At 32.6% G+C, this 17,809-nt stretch carries 16 protein-coding genes; 9 read left to right on the top strand and 7 right to left on the bottom strand.

What is annotated here, in order from left to right; translation table 11 throughout:
* Nucleotides 1-40: 40 nt before the first annotated feature.
* The gene (locus NMY3_RS05815) at nucleotides 41-1,867 is read right to left on the bottom strand and encodes an FAD-binding protein (protein ID WP_196817973.1); all 1,827 of its coding nucleotides are present in this window, start codon (nucleotides 1,865-1,867) and stop codon (nucleotides 41-43) included.
* A gap of 362 nt (nucleotides 1,868-2,229) precedes the next feature.
* On the opposite strand from NMY3_RS05815, the gene fumC reads away from it, so the two are divergent.
* Nucleotides 2,230-3,735, top strand: coding sequence for a class II fumarate hydratase (gene fumC, locus NMY3_RS05810; protein ID WP_425319396.1), 1,506 nt, complete (start codon nucleotides 2,230-2,232; stop codon nucleotides 3,733-3,735).
* A gap of 1,074 nt (nucleotides 3,736-4,809) precedes the next feature.
* Here the strand turns inward: fumC and NMY3_RS05805 are convergent.
* Nucleotides 4,810-5,295 (bottom strand): universal stress protein, encoded by a 486-nt coding sequence (locus NMY3_RS05805; protein ID WP_196817971.1) that lies wholly within the window; start codon nucleotides 5,293-5,295, stop codon nucleotides 4,810-4,812.
* Between the two features lie 256 nt (nucleotides 5,296-5,551).
* Here NMY3_RS05805 and NMY3_RS05800 point away from each other — a divergent pair, with 256 nt between their 5' ends.
* Nucleotides 5,552-5,767: a transposase gene (locus NMY3_RS05800; RefSeq protein WP_196817970.1), complete on the top strand. Its 216-nt coding sequence runs from the start codon at nucleotides 5,552-5,554 to the stop codon at nucleotides 5,765-5,767.
* 52 nt (nucleotides 5,768-5,819) lie between these two features.
* Here NMY3_RS05800 and NMY3_RS05795 read toward each other — a convergent pair whose 3' ends face one another.
* The 4 genes from NMY3_RS05795 to NMY3_RS05780 all read right to left on the bottom strand — a co-directional run bounded on the left by NMY3_RS05795 (nucleotide 5,820) and on the right by NMY3_RS05780 (nucleotide 10,549).
* On the bottom strand, nucleotides 5,820-6,110 hold the full coding sequence (locus NMY3_RS05795) for a hypothetical protein (protein WP_196817969.1): 291 nt from the start codon (nucleotides 6,108-6,110) through the stop codon (nucleotides 5,820-5,822).
* 330 nt (nucleotides 6,111-6,440) lie between these two features.
* Complete coding sequence (locus NMY3_RS05790; RefSeq protein WP_196817968.1) at nucleotides 6,441-7,907, bottom strand: molybdopterin-dependent oxidoreductase; 1,467 nt, start codon at nucleotides 7,905-7,907, stop codon at nucleotides 6,441-6,443.
* 82 nt (nucleotides 7,908-7,989) lie between these two features.
* Nucleotides 7,990-9,144 (bottom strand): patatin-like phospholipase family protein, encoded by a 1,155-nt coding sequence (locus tag NMY3_RS05785; protein ID WP_196817967.1) that lies wholly within the window; start codon nucleotides 9,142-9,144, stop codon nucleotides 7,990-7,992.
* A gap of 70 nt (nucleotides 9,145-9,214) precedes the next feature.
* Entirely contained in the window at nucleotides 9,215-10,549 is a 1,335-nt protein-coding gene (locus NMY3_RS05780) for an NAD(P)/FAD-dependent oxidoreductase (RefSeq protein ID WP_196817966.1), read from the bottom strand.
* Nucleotides 10,550-11,159: 610 nt separating this feature from the next.
* Here NMY3_RS05780 and NMY3_RS05775 point away from each other — a divergent pair.
* The 5 genes from NMY3_RS05775 (at nucleotide 11,160) to NMY3_RS05755 (ending at nucleotide 15,137) form a co-directional block, all read left to right on the top strand.
* Complete coding sequence (locus tag NMY3_RS05775; RefSeq protein WP_196817965.1) at nucleotides 11,160-11,660, top strand: CBS domain-containing protein; 501 nt, start codon at nucleotides 11,160-11,162, stop codon at nucleotides 11,658-11,660.
* 1,046 nt (nucleotides 11,661-12,706) lie between these two features.
* Entirely contained in the window at nucleotides 12,707-13,072 is a 366-nt protein-coding gene (locus NMY3_RS05770) for a DUF488 domain-containing protein (RefSeq protein ID WP_196817964.1), read from the top strand.
* A gap of 212 nt (nucleotides 13,073-13,284) precedes the next feature.
* Nucleotides 13,285-13,797: a 4Fe-4S dicluster domain-containing protein gene (locus NMY3_RS05765; RefSeq protein ID WP_196817963.1), complete on the top strand. Its 513-nt coding sequence runs from the start codon at nucleotides 13,285-13,287 to the stop codon at nucleotides 13,795-13,797.
* A gap of 432 nt (nucleotides 13,798-14,229) precedes the next feature.
* Nucleotides 14,230-14,547: a Rieske (2Fe-2S) protein gene (locus NMY3_RS05760; protein ID WP_196817962.1), complete on the top strand. Its 318-nt coding sequence runs from the start codon at nucleotides 14,230-14,232 to the stop codon at nucleotides 14,545-14,547.
* A gap of 317 nt (nucleotides 14,548-14,864) precedes the next feature.
* Entirely contained in the window at nucleotides 14,865-15,137 is a 273-nt protein-coding gene (locus NMY3_RS05755; protein WP_196817961.1) for a hypothetical protein, read from the top strand.
* Nucleotides 15,138-15,330: 193 nt separating this feature from the next.
* Here NMY3_RS05755 and NMY3_RS05750 read toward each other — a convergent pair whose 3' ends face one another.
* A complete protein-coding gene (locus NMY3_RS05750; protein WP_196817960.1) occupies nucleotides 15,331-15,792 on the bottom strand; it encodes a hemerythrin domain-containing protein in 462 nt (153 codons plus the stop codon).
* 154 nt (nucleotides 15,793-15,946) lie between these two features.
* Here NMY3_RS05750 and NMY3_RS05745 point away from each other — a divergent pair, with 154 nt between their 5' ends.
* Nucleotides 15,947-16,648, top strand: a complete 702-nt coding sequence (locus tag NMY3_RS05745) for a hypothetical protein (protein WP_231100350.1) — start codon at nucleotides 15,947-15,949, stop codon at nucleotides 16,646-16,648.
* A gap of 680 nt (nucleotides 16,649-17,328) precedes the next feature.
* A complete protein-coding gene (locus NMY3_RS16660; protein ID WP_231100349.1) occupies nucleotides 17,329-17,511 on the top strand; it encodes a hypothetical protein in 183 nt (60 codons plus the stop codon).
* Nucleotides 17,512-17,809 lie beyond the last annotated feature (298 nt).

The raw sequence follows: 17,809 nt of genomic DNA, 5'->3' as shown, positions 1-17,809 counted from the left end.
GTCATTTTTATGAAGTTTTTGGAACAAATAATACTAATGCTTATTCAAATTCACGATGGTGTTCTGGTTTGGAATGAGATTTGAGCAGATCTTTTAACGGTCCTTCGATTACCTTGACTTCACCTGTAGACAATATCATTTCTGACTCTCCATTTTTTTTACAATAAATGTTTTTCATCCATTTTTCATTATCTATATTTGGAAAGTCAGATCTATAATGAGCACCTCTAGATTCTTGTCGCATCAATGCACTCCTCATTATGGCCTCACAAACGATTAAAGAAGATTTTACTTCTAAAGTTAAAATGATATTTTCAATATTATCTTTATCATCATCAAATCGAATATCCCTTACAATATGGTCTTTAGAGTAAAATGCCTCTTTTAATTCCAACAGATTCTTTAATCCTTTTTGTAACTTTGCGCTATCTCTTATTATTCCAGCATACTGCTCCATTAAATCTTGTATTTTATTGCGAAAGACCAGTGGTTCTTTAACCATAAAGATTTCGTCTTTGAATTCCTTTGATGTATTTTCATTCAAGCTTAAAGGTGGTGATAAAGAATTAATCGTGAGCGAAATTTCATCTTTTGTCTCTTTTGCTAATCTAGATGCTTCTCTGCCTGCAATTTTACCAAAAACCATGGTATCCAGTAAACTATTTCCGCCTAATCGATTAGCCCCATGAATTTGACTTATTGCTTCTCCGGCTGCAAACAGACCCTTGACTTTTGTTCTACATTTGTCATCTACTACTATGCCACCCATCGAATAATGTGCAGTAGGGCCAACTTCCATTTTCTCTTTGGATATGTCTATTCCATTAATACTTTTGAACTGTTCATACATGGTAGGGAGTCGATCTAAAATTTTCTCCTTCGAAAGATGAGTCGCATCCAACCATACTCCTCCATGTTTTGTACCTCTACCCTCAAGAATTTCATTATAAATAGCACGGGCTACAACATCACGTGGTCCAAGTTCCATTCTTTGGGGATAGTAATTTTTCATGAACCTTTCATTTGACGAATTTAACAATATCCCTCCTTCACCTCGTATAGCCTCAGTGGCTAGAGTTCCTGAAGCTTTATCAGGCCAAACCATTCCAGTCGGATGAAACTGCACCATTTCCATATCTACTAGTTCTACACCTGATCGATAAGCTAAGGAAATGCCCTCACCATAGTTTTCAAAAATTCTAGAACTGCTTGTCGAATAAACTCTAGTGTATCCACCTGTAGCAAGAATAGCAGATTTGCATTCAAATAATATAATTTGCCTTTTGTTTAGATCAATTCCAATTGCTCCATTGATTTCCTTTGAAAGTGGATCGTCTTCTTTTTTGTCTGACTTTACTAGTAATTGTGTGATGTAAATATCATCCATGATTTTGATTCTCCTTTGATCAACTTGATTCATTAATACACGTACAATTTCATCGCCAGTCCAATCTTCATAAAAAACTGTTCTTCTGTATGTATGAGCACCAAAAAATCGTTGAGTTAATCTTCCATCTTCTTTCTCTCTATGGAATCTAGCACCCCAGTTGACTAGCTCATTAATAGCATCTGGAGCGCTCTTACAAAGAATTTCGACTCTTCTATAATCTGCAAGAAATTCGCCTTCTTTTAAAGTATCGGCAGCATGTATCATCCAATTATCTTCAGGGTCCATAGTTCCTAATGCAGCATTAATACCTCCCCTGGCCAATACTGTATGAGGATTTCCACTCTTACTCTTGCTAATTATAAGGACATTTGCACCGGCATCGTGGGCTTCAATAGCGGCCCTAAGACCTGCAGAACCGCCACCTATAACTAAGACATCTAGTGCGTGAGTGGAATCAAGATTATCATTTTTGGTCAATCTGAATACTATAATATATTAATACAATTGAATATTTCGGTAAAAACAACTCAAACCGATTATAATCTCTCGATTTAATTTTTATTGAATAGAAATACTCATCCTTTATTTAATGAAGTAAATGAAACGTCTAAATAACTTTTAAAGAAACGAGACGTAACTAATCTATGTATACTTTAAATTTTTCAAATAAAGATATTGAAACAATAGACACGATATGTAGAATATTGGAACTGAAAAATTCTAAATCTATTGACAATATATTTGATAAGCCAGGAGACTCGATTAATATATACAATGCTATTAAAGATCTACAAACCAGGTTACACAAACGAAAATCCCAATTCTCCACGACGAATGATATGCGTAATGAGACTGATAGTATGGGTAAAATAAGAGTAAATTCAGACAGGTATTGGGGTGCACAAACCCAACGGTCTGTAGAACATTTTTCCATTGGGAATGATCACATGCCTTTAGAAATAATACATTCTTTAGCCTTAATCAAAAAATGTGCTGCAATTGTTAATTCATCTCCACTATTACCTAAAAATAAGAGATTATCACAGGAAAAAGCCACACTTATTGTAAATGCAGCTACAGAAGTTATCTCTAGGAAACTAGATGATCATTTTCCTCTTTTTGTGTGGCAAACAGGTTCAGGAACTCAGTCAAATATGAATGTCAATGAGGTCATTTCCAATCGTGCTATCGAATTATCTAGTGGAATCGTCGGGTCAAAACAGCCGATACATCCAAATGATGATGTTAATATGTCTCAATCCTCTAATGATGTTTTTCCTACTGCAATGCACATTGCATCGGTATTGGAGATTATAGATACTCCCTTTATACAACATCTTCACAACAATAAGAATAGAATATCATTACTGCAAAGTATACTTAATTTACGGAACGCCTTACATAAAAAAGCCAGAGAATATGCAGATGTGGTCAAGGTCGGCAGGACCCACTTACAAGATGCAGTACCTATAATGTTTGGACAAGAAATTTCAGGCTGGGTTGCGCAACTTGATATGGATTACAAGTACATAGAACAAGCACTTGATGGATTATATGATCTTGCTATAGGTGGTACGGCAGTAGGTACTGGACTAGATTCCTGCAAAGGATTTGGCGAAGAAATGTCTAAACAAATTGCAAAAGAGACTCAATTACCATTTCGCTCCGCTTCCAATAAGTTTGCTGCTTTGGCCAGTCATGATCCTATTGTTGCGATGAGTGGCGCATTAAAAACGTTGTCTTGTTCTCTTATGAAGATTGCTAACGACATAAGATGGATGGCGTCTGGTCCGCGTTGTGGGATAGGTGAAATTCGTATACCGGAGAATGAACCCGGATCATCTATAATGCCAGGTAAAGTGAATCCTACTCAATGTGAGGCTATGACTATGGTATGTTGTCAGGTTATTGGTAATGACATGACAATTGGAATGGCAGGTTCACAAGGTAACTTTGAACTTAATGTATTCAAGCCAGTTATTGCATTCAATATATTGCAGTCAATTAGGCTTTTAGCGGATGTATGCAATACATTTCGCGAATTTTGTATACAAAAAAACGTTATACATGTTGATGAAAAACAAATAGAAGATCAAGGAATTGTGCCAAATAAAAAATATATGTACGATATGGTATCAGAATCTCTAATGTTAGTAACTGCATTAAAATCTGTCATAGGATACGATAAATCATCAGAGATTGCTAAAAAAGCACATAAAGATTGCATCTCTCTTCGAGAGGCTACACTTGCGTTGAGGTATTTGTCTGGAGAAGAATATGACCGACTTGTTAAGCCAGAGAATATGACATCTCATGAAAATTGTACTGACCCAAAAAATAATTAAATAGTATTTCAAATTCTTTATCTTCTGTTCTAATTATACAATAATATCATATATACCATAACAAGATCACATTTCAGTTAATTGTTTAATTGAGTTTGGAAGAAGATGCAATAAGCCTCCATCGAACACTAAAGGGAAAAATTGAGATTCATCATAAAATAACTATGGATAAAGTCATATAAATGGAATTAATCTAATTACTTTTCTAACATCATATCTCTAACAACTTCAAACCATGATGACTATGTGTTATACTTTTATATTTCAGTAAATCCTTTAGGAAAATTAACAAAATATTGACAAAAATGCAATAATAAAAAAGTATTCCTATTTATATTTATGATACTTGAATATAGAGAAGCCTTAGACGGTGGAAGGAAAGTTTATCTATTCACAAAGAAAACACAATAATGTTTATCTAGCTTTTATTTTTTTCCTTAATTTATCAGGTTCAAAATTTCTGTAATTATTTGGCTCTATTCACTTAAAATAAGGATGTAGAATAAAGATTCATTAGAATTGCCAAAAGTGGAATACCGTCAAACTATATTGGTTACAGTTTGCATTTATATTTTTCAGACTTTTTACAAGGAAATATTTGAAAGATTACCTTATTTTTTTAGATGAAACTATCTTGTACTTTGGAACTAGATTCAAGAACATCATACAAAAAAATAATCAAGAAAAAAAAATTTAAGAACTTGTCAATACATAGAGGTTTATATCAGATTTGGTCCGGATTCATGAAAAGCTCCCCCCCTTTTACGAATGGGAACACCTAATATCCACAAGCTTGTAGATTCCTGCAACTCGATCAATTACATACATCCCAATATCAAAACAACATTACTGCAGGAATATGCAGTATACCAACTATAGAACAGAAGGTCTTAAGGATTACTTTCCTTGCAAGTTGAAGAATTGTAAATTAGGCCACATAATGATCTACTGAATCAGTTTGATGATTGTCATGACAGTAAATTATAAATACTTAAGTGAACAGAGCGAATTATTAAAGTATCATTTCTCTGGAGTTATCTTTGATACTGCCTTCAATTTTGACATTAGTTAATACTATTTAACAACCATTACAGGACAATGAGCATATGTTACTATAGAAGAGGCGATACTTCCTAACAATAATTTCTTAAATCCTGTTCGTCCTCTAGTTCCAACCATAATTAAATCAATTTTTTGTCTTTCTGCATACTCTAATATTACATAGTCTACAGATCTAGCACTGTTAATTAATTCTGTTTTTAATTGAATATCATTTTCTTTTGCATTTTGAGTAAAGCTTTCAAACCACTTCCCTGCATCTTTTCTATCATTATTATCAATATTGTCTTCTATTAGTGATTTATTTATTACATCTTTTTGTGATAGATTTTCTGATGCAGGAATATATGTAACGGTAACGGCATATAGGTGTGCTCCAAAAGATTTAGCTAAATCAATGGCATATTCTGCAGCTTTGAATGAATGTTCGGAGCCATCTATCGCTACTAGAATATTTGAAATTTTTTGATTTGTTAAATTAAATGAAGCATAATTTGACAAGATATGTTTATACATATAGTATTAAGAATAAAAAGATTAAGCCTTTGTACATGGCTATTTAAATACAAATATAGATAATTTCTTTTAAATATTCGATGTTTTCTCAGTCTTATTATCAAGTGCTTATGCCAAATTCGATAGAATTATAGCTAGTTGATTTTTTTACAGTGGTACGACCAGTATCCTTAAGGAGAGTAATAATAAAGAACGTCTGTCATACTTAAGATTCCTGATGAATTATGGGATGAGATTAAAGTTGTTTTACCGAGAGAAACCATTCAAGATTATAGGTAAACCGATAGTACCATACAGAAAAGTACATGACGGTATCCTATACGTCCTGCGAACTGGCTGTCAGTGGAAGATACTCACCAAAGAAGACGGTTTGACCTTTACATGTCATAGGAGATTCAAGGAATGGAATAGACTAGATATCTTTAAAAGGATAGGGATCAGACTATTAAAAATATAGGATAATCAAGGTGGTATAAACTGGACAGGGCAATCATTAGATTGCACATCTATCAGATCGCTTTTAGGGGACGATGACCGGGAATAATACTACAGACAGGAGCAAACTGAGCACAAAAAGACATATTTTGACAAATAAGGACGGTATCCCTTTTTCTGTTTATCATATCATATGCCAGCACCCATGAGGTCAAACTGGGAACTGATGTTGTAGATATTACGGTTATCAGACGACTATCATCGTTTTCATCATCCAAACCTAAATTAGGAAGAAGAATGTGGCCGCAACATCTTTGTCTAGACAAAGCATACAATTTCAAATCTGAGGAGCAGGATCTAATCAAACGAGACTATCTCCTACACGTACCATGCAAGAGAAAGAAAGGACAAGGGATAAGAATAAAATAAAAGCGAAACCCAAAAGCAAAAAATATTCCCCTAAAAGAAGGTGAGTTGTCGAAAGAACCAATTCATTGCTCAACAGGTTTAGAAAATTATTTACAAGGTACAAGAAGAACGCCGAGAAATAGGGTTGGTACAGTTTCTCTTGTTGTATGATCATCTATAGAAAGATAATTTTGGGAAAGCATCTAAGTTAACAGGGTCAGCACAGGACATTGAACTTGTTATACCATGATCGATGTATTTCAGGTCTAAACATATCTCTTATACTTCTAAATCCCTGCACCTAAATCATAATACATATGATCTTCACGATGTCCTCCTTGCCCCATACCTATATTTTTATAATCGTCTACAAGTTCGATAGATTTTATCCATTTTACCATCTTGTATCCAAGTTGAGTTTCAACTCTCAATCGTAACGGTGCCCCATGAGGTATATCTAATAAATCCCCGTTCATCTCATACGCAAGTATGGTTTGTGGGTGTTTAGCAAGTTCTATTGGAATTGCCTCATAAAATTGGTCTCCGTCAGTAAATTGATAAGAGTAAAGCACTACATAATTTGCTTGAGGGAGAGGTTTGCATTTTGAAAGAAGATGATTCATACTAACTCCACCCCATTCTCCTATAGCGGTCCATCCTTGGATACAAGAATGTTCTGTAATTTGTATCTCTTTTTTTAATGCATACAAATCCACAAGTGAGAGTTCAAGTGGTTTTTCTACTAATCCCAGAACTTTTAATCTCCAGTCAGAAAAGCCATTTCTCATCAGGTTTTCATACTCTTTTGTATCAGGGGGATAACCATTAACTCTAAAAAAAGGTGTTACATCTGATTTTGAAAACTGTTGTCTTGATACAACTTTATTAAACAAAGTTTGTCTTATGGGATCTATTATAGCGCCAAGTTTGCGCTGTACAAGCCTTGGATTTTTAAGTGAAATGCCAGTAGCCCAGACATTAACTGCTACAACTACAAGAACAAAAAGTGCAAATATTCCAACTGCGATGCCAAAACTGGTAGCCTGACCTAAGAAAATGTTACCCATGTTTTCTGAAAAATTGGATAATATAACCATAGCTACATGTACTATAATAAACAAAACAAAGCCAATCATTCCGAGAAAGTGTAGAGATCGTGCGGCCTGTCTGCCTCCAAAGATCTTGGGATACCTTGGAAATCTAGCATCTATAGAAGGAGACATTGCAGCACCTGTTGCAATCATGAATGGACCAAGTAAGAAAACTACGCTAAAATACGTTAGTTGTTGTATTGAATCATAAGGATTACCTGGAAGATTAAATTGAAAGCTTGCGTACAACATCACATCATTAATAGCCTCTGGTAAAATCGACCATGAAGTAGGAATGAGCCGCTGCCATTCACCGCTTGTAAAAAGTAGGATGTAGTATGCTGCACCATTAGATATCCAGAAAATAATGGATAAAAAATGCCAGTGACGGCCTATTCCAAGGTTCTTGTGACCCGGTAACGCTATCCACGATGAAAAAGATTCTTCTTCCTCAAGGGAAATCCACGTCCTTTTCTTAAAATTAGGTGTGAACTTTTTTTTGGTAAATTTTATCCACTCTGTACCTGGTCTTGCATGATCATTCCAGTATAACTTTGGAAGAGCACTAAGTATTTCGACACCACTTCTGATCAATAAAATGATAAAGACTATATTTATAAAATGTGCAAACCGTAACCAAAATGGGAAATCATCGAATACCATTACATAATGCACTTGATCATTAACATGTTTTTGAGATCACAACACCATGAGTACGTTGATATCTTTTTCTCCTCATATAGAATCACTTTACAACATTCTTTTCCCTTTTAAGCTTAGATTCTGCATCCTTTTCACCCTCTTCAATAAGTCTTTTTATCCTATATTTAGAAAAGTCTGCATCTTCAAATAAATAATGCGAATCTCTTTCCTTTCTACCTATTCTTACCACATCCATTATGGCTGCGCCATGACTTTGGGTTAAGGAACGATAGTCAGAATCTAATTGATTTAGTTTATCTCTTGTACTTTGATCTATTTTCGCATCCTCTGAGTTAACAATATCGTGCATTTTCTTTAAGAGGTTTAGATATTTTTCACTAATCTTTAGCATTTCTATATTTGTGTCTGTTTTATCCATAAACATTATATCTCTGGCTCTATGCCAAACTTCAATCATATTACTGGGAATTTCTTCTTGCTGACGTGGAAAAACATCTACAATGTATAACTTCTTATTTTTTAGCGGGGACGCTCTCATAACCTCCATCATTGGGGTATTGGTTAACAAACTTCCATCCCATAGATATCTCCCATCTATTATGGTCCACTTTAATCCATAGAAAGGATAACCTGCACAAGCAGCTATCATATTTACATCGATGTCCATATGAGCATTATCAAAGATCACTGGTTCTCCTTTCTGTATGTCTGTAGAAGTTACAATTAGTCTTGCAGAGTTTGATTTGTTTTTGTCGAATTTATTATCATTTTTGTCAGTAGTAATTTTCTTGAGATTCTCAAATTCTATAAACCCTTTTAATGTCTTTCTGAGTGGAGTCAAATCATAGAGATACGTCCAATTGGATGGATCAAAATAAAAGGGAGAACCGGGACTAAACCATTTTGGTAAGAATGCCTTTGAATTACCAAAAAACGACGATTGCATTGAAGCCCATAGAGCCATTTTTTTATCAAAAGATAGGTATGGAATTTCAAAATTGAAACCTGATGGGTTGATATTTTCAGCAAGCGTGAGCCAAAAAGATTCAAGGATTTCAGAAGTATTTTTTTCTGAATTCTGTGCAGCAGTTATTATTGACGCGTTAATGGCACCAATGGATGAACCAGCGAGAATATCAAATTCGATGCCTCTTTTGTAAAGTGCTTTATACACTCCACATTCATAAGCACCAAGTGAACCCCCTCCTTGAAGTACGAGAATGGTTTCAATGTCCATTTTTATCCTCTTATCCCTTTTCTTCTTATTGTTATTTTTAAATATATCAAAATCTTCCTATCCTTTCTCTTTATTGAATTTGACTTATATCAGGTTTAAAGATGAAATCAAATGTCCAATCCCCAATGACCTTGATTTTCTTTTTTGTTGTGGGTAAGTTTATTAAATAATACATACGCCAAAGCCACCAAGCTAATATCCCATGCAATTTGATTTTACCAAAGAAAATTGCGACTCCAGTTCTTTTACCAATCTGTGCCATCATTCCTTTTGATTTGTAATCAAATAATTGTTTGTCTTTTTCAGGTTTCCCTTTGATAGAAGAAATAATGTTTTTTGATACAACATCACTTTGTTTTATTGCGTGCTGTGCTGTGGGAGGATATGGTTTTCCTGTATGAGGATCGATTATAGAAACACAATCTCCTAGAGAATAAACACTATTTTCGTACCCAGTTACTTCTAAATAATTGTTCGCGATAATTCTATGATTTTTATCATGTTTGCAGTTAAGATCTGTAATTAATTTATTAGGTGTTACTCCAGCAGTCCAAATAAGAGAATAACAAGGTATTACAATATCGTTATTTAATATTGTCGTATTTTTGGCTATATCTTTAACCAGAGTATCCATAATAAATTCCACTCCATTTTGCTTTAATTTTTCTAAAGCGTAATGCCCTAGATCCTCATCTATTTGTTCTAATAGATTATTAGTAGCGCTAACTAGGATGACTTTTACATCTGACATGTAAATATTCGGATAATATCGTTTGACAGATTCGCGTATGAAATCGTTAACTGCTCCTACCGTTTCAACACCGCTAAAACCTCCTCCGACAACTACAAAAGTCAATAAACTTTTTCTCAACTCTTTGTCATCTTGTTCTATGTTTGCTTGTTCTAGAACTTTGATTAAATGGTTTCTTAAAATAATTGCATCAGTAATAGTCTTTAACGTAAATGCATTTTCTTGGATATTAGAATTACCAAAGAAATTGTTTTCACTTCCCAATGCAATAACAAGATAATCATATCGAAGTTTATGATCGTGTCCTTCTTTTTCTTCAACATCAGAATCTTGCGTTTCTCTTCCAATAGTATGAGTTATAGTTATCTCTTTGTTGTCTAAATCTATTGATTTTACTTCCGCCTCATAAAACGTTGATTTATTGCAAAATGAACGAATAGGAGTTACTATATGTCTTGTTTCAATAGCTCCCGATACTATTTCAGGAAGCATGGGGGTAAAAAGAAGGAAATTATTTTTGCTTATTAAGGTGATTTCTATGTTTTTATTTTCCCGAAATTCATCTTGAAGATTTTTTAATACTCCAATGCCTCCAAATCCTCCACCCAATATTACAATTTGTTTGTTTTTATTTGCATTATTTTTCTTTAACATTTGATATGTCTCGGTTTTATTCCACGTGGTTATTATTCATATTGGTTCAAATGCAATAACTGTTTCTTGAGTTGGCATGGATTGTAATATATTGCTGTTTTCTATTGTTAAATTTGCTGCTAAAAATATTTGTAGAGTAACAATGTGTTGGTATATTTTGAATATGGTATTTTCTCATAGTATCATCAAGCTATTCTCTAAACTATAATAATGTATCTAATAAAGAGATTGCAATTTAAACGATTGCACTCGAATGTATTTTTGATATCTGATCATCAATTGTTTAATCAAATACATCTGATTGATGAGTGCACTTTCCCACTTTCGCGCATATATCAGATATATGGTTAATTTTGTATATAATCTACTATCTATTGCATTATCTTTTTTAGCAGGGGACGGGTATATGAGTAAAAGTATAAGTTAATGAGAATTTATTGAATGTATGATATCATTTTATACTGAAATAATAATTTCACATGTAAACTAAGTTTGTTATTTCCTTTGTATACTTTTAATTAGTAATAATACCAAGATTTGTTGCTTATATCTTATTACCTAGCAGTTTCAGAATATATAGTTTAATATAAAAGGAAATATAAGAAAATTAATGGGTCTAGAATCGATTGGTATTTCACAGATAGTTAATAAAAATGTTAAAGTAATTGATCAAGAACAAGATGTTTTTGGTGCTTCTAAGGTTATGATAGACAACAATATAGGTTCAGTTGTAATTATTGATAATAATGAGAGCAAAAATCCAGTAGGCATCATTACTGAGCGGGATGTAGTTAGAGTAGTAAGCACATTTTCATTATCAGACTTGGAAGTTCCTATTAGAAAACTCATGAGTTATCCATTAATTACACTCTCACAAAATGCATCGGTTTTAGACGCAATGAAATTAATGTATGAACGAAAGATAAGAAGAGTTATTATTCTGGAAGGAACTGCCCTTGTAGGTATTGTTACTGAACATGACATGTTTAAACTACTGATGAGTAATAAGGAATTAATTACTACAGTTATATCGGCTGATTTTCCTATACCTCAGAAAGAATTATACGACGATTTTTCACATTTTTGGTTTAGTAATTCTTTTTACAAGTAAGAATAATAGATGGTATGATGTGACCATCATGATCTTGATAAATTAATTATTAAAACAATGGAGAAGTGGAATTATCGTCATTTCTTTTGTCAATAGGATTTTTCAGATTACTACAAGTTAACATATGTTTTACATTTTCAACATAATTTTGGTAAAAAGAAATACATAAATATAATAGATTAAACGAATGGTTCGTCTCGAAATTTGGTCCAATAAGGTTCAGATTATTTTGCGGAATGTTATTTCTAACATATACCGGGATGTGAATTTCCTTTGTAGTAAGGAATCATGATCTTAAATCCTTACGATTACGAAAGGTTAGGGAAGATAGCATTAATTTACTTTGTGTCATTGGAAATTGCTGTTCATATAGATGTTAATATTGGATCAAAGAAGATTAAACCTTGGGGCGAATTATTAAAAAACAGTCTTGGATGATTATTATAATCTTTGTGCTATTTTATTATCTTTTGGGAATCTATTACTAATTGATATTCGCGCCTCTTCTAATACTGTTAGGAATTGTTGAGGTTTTTTATTTGCATACAATTTTGAAATATTTAAAGGAATATTTCACAAGAACTTTTGGTTTTTGATTTCATGCGGCATGTTTCCATTTTTGGTCGGATTTGCAACCCAAACAAATTCAATATCTCTGAAGTTGGCATTGTTTTCATTAATCCCATTTTTTCAAAGTTATTTGGAAATCAGGGCTTTAGAATAATATATCTATTATGTTTGTATCGCCCTTTTCTCCTTTTTTTTTCTACAATTACATGAGATACAAACGGTTTATGACTATTCACACACTAAATGCGAAATCATATTATTTTATAATGGCTTTAAAATAATTGTACTGGTATTTGAAATAACTAATGTTGAATCGATCATTTGGGATTATATTTGATACATAACTTTAATTATTTTTGAGAAATCCATCGAGTCAATATTACAAATGCATTTTTTATTTTTCTCCTTTATTACTAAGATTTGACAAATCTTTTATACATCCTAGATGAATTAAGTACAAAGTCGTTATAATATCATTGATAAAAATCGAAAGAATATATGATAATCCTAAGGGAAAGAGTGATGAAGATAACAGCGGTTTCCGAATTTTAATAGATAGGCTTTGGCCTCGTGGCCTAAGCAAAAATGAGGTAAATATCGATTTGTGGATAAAGGATGTTGCACCAAGTACCCCGTTAAGAAAATGGTTTGATCATGAAGAAAAAAAATGGGATGAATTTAAATCAAGATATTTTAAAGAACTTGAGAAATGTAATAAATCTATAAATACCATTTTAGATAAAGTAGACAAAGGTCCAGTAATTTTCTTATATGGAGCAAAAGACAAAAAATTCAACAATGCAGTTGCATTGAAGGAATATCTCGAGAATATTAAAAAGTAGGTATATGGATTAACGTATTTAGAATTGCTCAATCATTTGTCAAAGCATAGCAAAATAGACTATTTTCAGATCGATGATAGAAACCGTTTTAATAAAATATTTTCACGTTTTTGATTCTACTATAAGTGAATGTTTTTTTAAATTGACCTTTTGATTACTAACGATTGCAAATAATTCCAAGTTGTTATATAGGTAAATGATATTATCACTATATGCCAATAGATCCAGAATTTCCAAAGAATCACCAAATTATAGGAAAACACAAAAACGCAGATGGGAGATATCATTTTGTTTGGGGCCCAGGAAGAACTGATGCTGAATCCTCTGAAAATGCAGATGTTCAAGAGGCTTATAAGCAAAGAAATGAAGAATATGTAGGTCTAGGAGTGCATGGAACTTTTGTAGCATTAGACTGGGATTCGTGTATCGCTGATGGAGCTTGTATAGAAGCATGTCCTGTTCAGGTATATCAATGGTATAGATCAGAACAAGATGTTCCTGCAATAGAGATGACCAATGCAACAAGTGAAGGAATAGGTGAGGATCGCAATAGAGATGGCAGAAAAGATTTTACAGATAAATCAGACCCAATAAGAGAACGCGACTGCATTTGGTGTATGGCATGTGTAACAGTATGTCCTACTCAATCAATAAAAGTTGATGAAGCAAATTTACAGGTTCATGACGAAATGTCAAAGTCTTTGGGTGAAACAAATAGACAATAATCTCTAAAATTGCAACCTTATCATATACGATCACTTCAATGAATAGAGTAATATTTCAAAATTCTTTTTTTATCATCATTAATATTTGATCAAAATGTATCGAGTAATCAGCATTAAATTAATGGAAAATTGTAGCGAATTGGTTCCATACTGTAAGAGCAAACTAGCAAAAAGGAAGATTATCATAAATGATTCTTAAATTGTTTTAGTAAAGTAAATCGATCATACTGTTATCCATTGATATCTAAAAGGGCTATTCCAGATAGAAAAAAGGTATAGCTACAATATCGTCATATTATTTTATTATACATCGTTAGATTAGCTAATCTTTTATACATTATACATCTGAATTGAGCTCCCGTTGTTGTAATATCAATGTAAAAATTGAAAGAATACGTAAACAGTTATTGATGATATCATTATCGATATATTATGATGGCATGGATAAATGTGTGTAAAGTGGATATTTTAAATAATGATAAGATTGTGGCATTTGATTACGATGATAAAAAGATTCTTGTAACCATCATACAAGGTAAAATTTATGCAACTGATAGAATATGCACTCACGAATATGCTGATCTGTCGACAGGTTTCTTAAATGAAGAGGAAAAAACTATCACCTGTCCACTGCATTTTTCTAGGTTTGAACTAGAAACTGGTATATCACAAAATCCTCCTGCAAAGATTCCTTTAAAAATATATGATAGCAAGATTGAAGAGAATTGTATTTATATTTTTATCAATTAAAGAATAGACCTAAAGAGCATAGATGAATTCATATAACCTAAAATAACCAATAATAAATAAGACAAGATATGGAAAATTCTAAAATTAATTAAATTATTAATGAACAAATCATGGTTATAACAACAAAATCTAGGTATTATAACTATAACTTTGTTTTAAATTTTATGTCATCAATAATCAGACTCAAAATAATAAACAAGATAAAAATAATTTAACTCCGTCAGATGTAATTGCTAATGCGGCTCGTTTTAATAAGCAATTTCTTAATAAACAGTTAGCTGGTCTGGCTTCTGTAAGTATTGGCAGGATGTTAACTAATGGGACTGCAAGAAAATACTATCGGGATTTTATCTCATATTATAGGACAAAGTTATATTGACAAGCAGTCACATGATATGCATAATTCAATATTTGGAGGGCTAGTAGATGGCAGTGGTCCGGGTAGAAAAGGTATGGAGCTTGAGGATGTTTTAGCCAAAATAACTGAGTTCATAAATCAACAAAATCAACAGATAAAAGAAGTCGATAAAATTAGTCAAAATGTACAGCTTAATAATAACAATTTGCTGAAACCATCTTCAGCAAACTAGTGAAAAGAAAAGCATCTGTAAAGATATTTTATTCCAAATAAACATCAGGGTTTTAGATTTATGTTAGATAAACGATCTTAGATTAAAAAACCGTATTTTTAAATAAATTTCTAAGACTGCAATACCATCTATATAAGACAAACTTAGGATAAAACTAATTGATGAAGATGATTAATATCATAAAAAAATCTGTTTACTTCAAATCTGCTTTTAGTGCAAGTGGAAAAACAATCTGTTCTTCTTCTTCAAAGTGCTCCTTTAGATTTGTAACAAATTCATTAATTTCATTCCGAGTTTTCTGTTCAAATTGTTTATCCTGTTTGTTTTGTTGTCGGTAAATACTATTTTCTAAAGATGACACTCTATGTTTTAGAAAATCCACAACCCAATTATGCTCCTGCATTATTTTAATAGAATCGGCGGATTCTTCTTTCGCGTTATGCATTATTACTCGCATTAACCTTGCTTCTTCTTCAACAGCGTGTTTTATTATTGGTTGGCTCATATAGTTTATAGTTTCTATTGCCTTGTTGATGTTATTCTCTTCATTGTATTTGGTTATTTTGTTTAAAGTTATTTCAAATTGTACATGTTCCTGTTTTAGCCTTTCAATCATATCAGGAATGGATTCATCAAAATTTATTTTGTAGTTCATTTACACTTTTATTTTGTGATACGTATTAATAACACTAATAGAAAAATTTCATCTTACTATGCCTTCATTTATTCTCATCATGTCGCATGCTATATAATATAAAAAAATATCACAAAATATTAGACATCAAAAACACGGAATTAGATTTGCAGAATTGTCTATTTACAAAAGTCTATTTTCCACAAGATTAATACGACAAAATAATGGACTAGAATTATGCAGCTATATTCTCATAGTAAAAGTCAAAGAATATGGGAATGATAGTGCTAAAAATAGTACAATAAACATTAACTTACAAATGCATAATGGAGAAAATCATCAGTTAAATCTGGTTTGGACTAGAAGATTCATAACAGCTGCGATAGTTCAGGGAGCAATTATTGTTGGGTTAACAGTTTTCATAATATTTGGAGAAATTTCGATACTAGAACCGGGCGTGTCTAGAGTAATAGCAGGAGGAGGAGCAGGCACTTGGTTTACTTTAGGCTATGTTATGTACATCGTAGTTGGAGTAATTGGTGTTGCAGTTTCAGCCCTATTTTATTTATATATAGAGCGAGTCCTCAAAAAAAAGTACAAAGATCACAATGGTGCGAGAGTATTTGCTTGGATACATCTTATTCTTATGAATATAGGTACCACCGTTGCAATGGCTCTATTAATGTTAGCTGGATATACAGGTGGAGCAGCAATGCTTCCAACTTCAGTAGGTGGGTTGGGATTTAACGCAGGGCAAGCACATGAAGTTCTAGCACCCTTTGTTGAACCAATTGCTATTGCAATACTGGTATTAATCTTTGGAATAATCTGTGGTGGAATTGGATTTTTAGTGGTAAACAGAAAAAAAGGCATATGACTTGCATACACATCCTTATGTAATGCTATATCTATTTTATCGGCTTAAGTTGCAGTTCAGAGATGCATTGTATAAAAAACTGATGGAAGATTATTATTTTGTAAAGGTATTTAATACTTTCTTTAAGCGATTATCAGTTGTTATATCTAAAACCAGAATATTATTAATATCGAGTAAACATTTACCCATACCCCAAAGATACAAAAACCCTCTTTTACCATATTTGATGGATAAAGTTATCTTAATCTTTCAGTATACCTAATAATTGTCTTTTATAAATGTGAACTAGAGAAATTAGCTAAAGTGTGTTGATGACTTTCTACTCTGATACGATTGTAGGTGTTTATAAGTATCGTTGAATTTATTTTTATATGCCAGTAGATCCAGATTTTCCAAAGAATTATGAAGTAATTGGAAAACATAATCTTTCTGATAAAGAACACTTTCACTATGTTTAGGGTTCGGCAATAACTGACGCATAAACATCCATCAGCAATGAAGTCCAGGATGCATACAAAGCAAGAGAGGAAGAACATGTAGGATTAGGAGTTCCTGGAACTTCTGTAGCATTAGACTGGGATTCTGGTTTTGCTGATGGGGCTTGTATAGAAGCTTGTCCTGTTCAAGTATATCAATGGTATATATCAGAACAAGATGTTCCTGCATTAGAGATGATCAATGTGACAAATGAAGGAACTGGTAGCATAGAAAAGGAAGAAAGAAAAGATTATACCGACAAGTCCCATCCAATCAGAGAACATGATTATATTTGGTGCATGGCCTACGTATCTGTATGTCCTCCCCAAGCGATTAAGGTAGATCAATCTAATCTGGAATATCATGAAAAAACCGAAGGTACATAGAATGAATCTCTCAAAAGATAGCACACCATCGCCTCATGTACACTAAAAGTAACGATAATTACTGTAAAAGCAATTCCAGAATCTTGATTTATCTGATATGCTACGACATTAAAAACCAGACGACGATAAAACGGTGAAATAACAAAGACGTGATACTATCAATTCGAATACTAAGGATTACCAATCCTCTTTTTAATAAAAACATTGGCTAAAATATTTAGAAGGTCATGTAAGGTTAATAACTGTCTTAAAATTATTTTATTTAAATGATTATGCAAGATTTAGCTGTACGAATTCT

It is taken from the genome of Candidatus Nitrosocosmicus oleophilus (assembly GCF_000802205.1).
Lineage (GTDB): Archaea > Thermoproteota > Nitrososphaeria > Nitrososphaerales > Nitrososphaeraceae > Nitrosocosmicus > Nitrosocosmicus oleophilus.
Note: the sequence above shows the minus strand (reverse complement) of the source record. Positions and strands in the feature narration are given on the sequence as shown.

Coding starts and splice junctions, on each gene's coding strand:
- NMY3_RS05790 (WP_196817968.1), bottom strand. CDS start 7,907: ATGGTATTCGATGATTTCCCATTTTGGTTACGGTTTGCACATTTTATA.
- NMY3_RS05775 (WP_196817965.1), top strand. CDS start 11,160: ATGGGTCTAGAATCGATTGGTATTTCACAGATAGTTAATAAAAATGTT.
- NMY3_RS05760 (WP_196817962.1), top strand. CDS start 14,230: ATGATGGCATGGATAAATGTGTGTAAAGTGGATATTTTAAATAATGAT.
- NMY3_RS05780 (WP_196817966.1), bottom strand. CDS start 10,549: ATGTTAAAGAAAAATAATGCAAATAAAAACAAACAAATTGTAATATTG.
- NMY3_RS05785 (WP_196817967.1), bottom strand. CDS start 9,144: ATGGACATTGAAACCATTCTCGTACTTCAAGGAGGGGGTTCACTTGGT.
- NMY3_RS05755 (WP_196817961.1), top strand. CDS start 14,865: ATGGGACTGCAAGAAAATACTATCGGGATTTTATCTCATATTATAGGA.
- fumC (WP_425319396.1), top strand. CDS start 2,230: ATGCGTAATGAGACTGATAGTATGGGTAAAATAAGAGTAAATTCAGAC.
- NMY3_RS05750 (WP_196817960.1), bottom strand. CDS start 15,792: ATGAACTACAAAATAAATTTTGATGAATCCATTCCTGATATGATTGAA.
- NMY3_RS05765 (WP_196817963.1), top strand. CDS start 13,285: ATGCCAATAGATCCAGAATTTCCAAAGAATCACCAAATTATAGGAAAA.